This is a genomic window from Kitasatospora sp. NPDC093558 (genome assembly GCF_040683475.1).
In the GTDB taxonomy this organism is placed as follows: Bacteria; Actinomycetota; Actinomycetes; order Streptomycetales; family Streptomycetaceae; genus Kitasatospora.
Genome location: NZ_JBFBDY010000776.1, coordinates 1 through 2643 on the forward strand (window position 1 = coordinate 1; position 2643 = coordinate 2643).

Consider the following 2643-nt stretch of genomic DNA (forward strand, 5'->3'; position numbering starts at 1 on the left):
CGGGTGGTGAGGGAGTTCTGCGCGCCGAGGGGGTTGTCGGCGGCGGTCCAGGTGAGCGGGGTGGAGTCGGAGACGAAGTGCAGCGGGAAGGCCTGGCCGGGCACGCCCGCGTCGCCGCTGCCGAGGACGTCGGCGCGGGTCTCGCCCTGGGTGGCGGCGACGACGTTGCCGTAGATGGTGACGCCGGCGCGGCGGTAGGTGTAGGCGAGGTCGTTCGCGAGCAGGATGCGGGTCTGCGGGCCCTGGCCGCGCTGGAGCACCGGCCGGCCGTCGATGGTCCGGTCCAGGCGGTGGCCGACGCCCGCGACCATGGCGAGCTCGGCGGCCTGCACGCCGCTGGTGTGCGGGACGTCGGTGCGTTCGCCGGAGACGACGATCCAGCGGCCGGGCTTGAGGCCGTCGTAGCACTGGGCGAGGTCGATCGCGGCGCCGCCGACGTCGTCGGGGACGGGCGCGCCGACGGGGGTGAGCGGCTCGCCCTGGGCCCACAGCGGGGTGCCCTTGGACAGCTTGGCGGAATCGACCGGGGTGTCCAACTCCAGCATGGTGACGGTGACTTCGCCGATCTTCCGGCCGCTCGGGTCGGTCACGTCGAGCTGGGCGGGCAGGACGCGGTCGGGGAACAGGACGAGCGTGTCCGTGCCGTCGCCGGTGCCGACGAGGACCGGGCGTCCGGGCAGGACCGTGTCGTGGAGGGAGTCGAGGAGGATCTGGTCGACGCGGTTGTCGGCGGCGGGCGTCTTGCGCCGGGCCAGCGCGACGGCGGCGCGGACCCGCAGGACCACGAGCCCGGCGAGCGGCGGCGGGTCGGTGATCCGCTCGCGCCGCCATGCGTCGTACAGCTGGGTGAGCCGGGGGTCGGCGGCGGCGAGGAGGCGCAGGTGGGCGTCCGAGTCGGGCCGGAAGAGCTGCTGGACGGGCGTGTCCAGGGCGCGGGCCGAGCTCGGCGGGCGGGACGGCGGGCGGCGCAGCGCCGGGAGGACGGGCGTCAACGCGACCAGTCCGACGGCCTGGTAGGGGTCCGGGCAGTCGTCGCCGCCATCCGACAGATCGGACTCGCAGCTCACCGGGCAGACCAACGCGCGGGCAAGAGAACGGAGTTGGGAGAGCTCGGGATCGGTCCGGCGGGCGATCTGGGCGGCGAGGACGAGCAGGGCGCCACCGGCGCGCCGGACGGCGGTGAGGTCGCCGGCGAGCCAGTCGGCGAGGGCGCAGCTCGCGCCGCGGGCCGCCAACGCGACGGCCTCGGTGAGGCGTTGGAGCTCGGGGGCGACCTCGAAGAGGGCGTTGGCCGGGGTGAGCGTCGGTAGGAGCAGGGCCGCCAGCGGGGTGAGGATGTCGCTGACGATGCGGGCCGCCACAGGGTCCGTGCGCGTCACCGCGTCCCCGGTGGCGGCCCGCACGGCGTCGGCGAGGGTAGCGACGGCGGCGGTGAAGGCGCCGAGCGGCGTGGTGGGGGAGACGAGCGTGACCTGCGTCCGCCCGGCGGTGAAGTCGACGGTGGATTCGGCGACCGTCCGGGCGTGCACGTCGGGCGAAAGACCGCTGGGCGCGAAGGTGAAGAGCAGCCGGTCGCCCTTGCGCAGGTTGGCGGTCGTGCCGTCCACGGCGAACGTGACGAGCGCGGAGTCGACGGTGTCGCGCGTGATGTCCGGCGGGTCGGCGAGGCGGACGGCGAGGGTGTTCCACTCGGCGCGGGCGACGAGGTCCTCGCTCGTCTCGAAGGTCTGCGGGAGCTGCCCGGCCGCCGCCTGGCTCTTCACCGCGGACCCGGCCGGGACGAGGCTGTGCGCGCCCGGGTCGAGTGTGTACGCGAGGTGGGTGCTCGACGCGAGCGGCGGGCGGGGGCGGTGGCCGGCGAGCAGGCCGAGGTGGTCGAGGGACTCGGGCTCGGTGGCGGTGCGCAGGTACCCCTCGTTGGCGATGCGCTCCTGGTAGAAGGTGAGCACCTCGCCGACCACGGCCCAGCAGTCGAGCAGGGCGATCGCGGGGTCGTCCGGGTCGCGCGTGGTGAGCTCGTCGAGGGCCCGGCGGCTGGAGAGCCGGGCGAGCATGGACGCGCGGAAGCTCGCGTACGTCCCCGCGCGGTAGGTGAGGGAAGGCTGTCCGGGCGGGTTGACTACGGGCGTCGGGGTGACGGCCTCGACACCCGTGCAGCAGGAGTCGGACGTGCAGCTCATCGGCCGCCCTCCAAGTCGAGTTCGAGGCGGCCGTGTTCGGGCCGGGAGGGATCGTTGTCGAGCTGCGCGACCTCCAGCGGCCGGATCGGCAGCACCCCGGTGGCAAGGGCGTCGCCGCGGTCCGCCGGATTGGCCGGGTCGGTGAACAGGCGCTGTAGCCGGTGCAGGCGGGTGACTTCGGCGTGCCGCACGCCCGGCACGGCGACCGCCGCCGCGACCAGCCGGCTGACCCGGACGGGGTCGCCGAAGACGAGCGCGTCCGGGGCGAACAGGGCGGCGAAGGCGGCCAGCAGCCCGGCGCGGACGTGCCCGGCGACGTGGTCCGGCTCGACCCGGACGCGGAGCGCCACGTCGAGCGGCACGAGCGTCGCGCCGAACTCTGCGAGGTCGTGGCCGATCCGGCGGTAGCGGAACAGCGCCGCGCGGACGGCGTCGAGCAGCGCGTCGGGGGCCGTCTCGGTGC

The 2643-nt window shown here is 75.4% G+C and carries 2 pseudogenes; both read right to left on the reverse strand.

From position 1 onward, the window contains the following. Positions 1–2180: pseudogene (locus tag AB0O00_RS35050) on the reverse strand (hypothetical protein); the annotation flags it as partial. Then, positions 2177–2643 (reverse strand): annotated as a pseudogene (locus AB0O00_RS35055) (putative baseplate assembly protein); the annotation flags it as partial. The pseudogenes AB0O00_RS35050 and AB0O00_RS35055, both read right to left, overlap by 4 nt.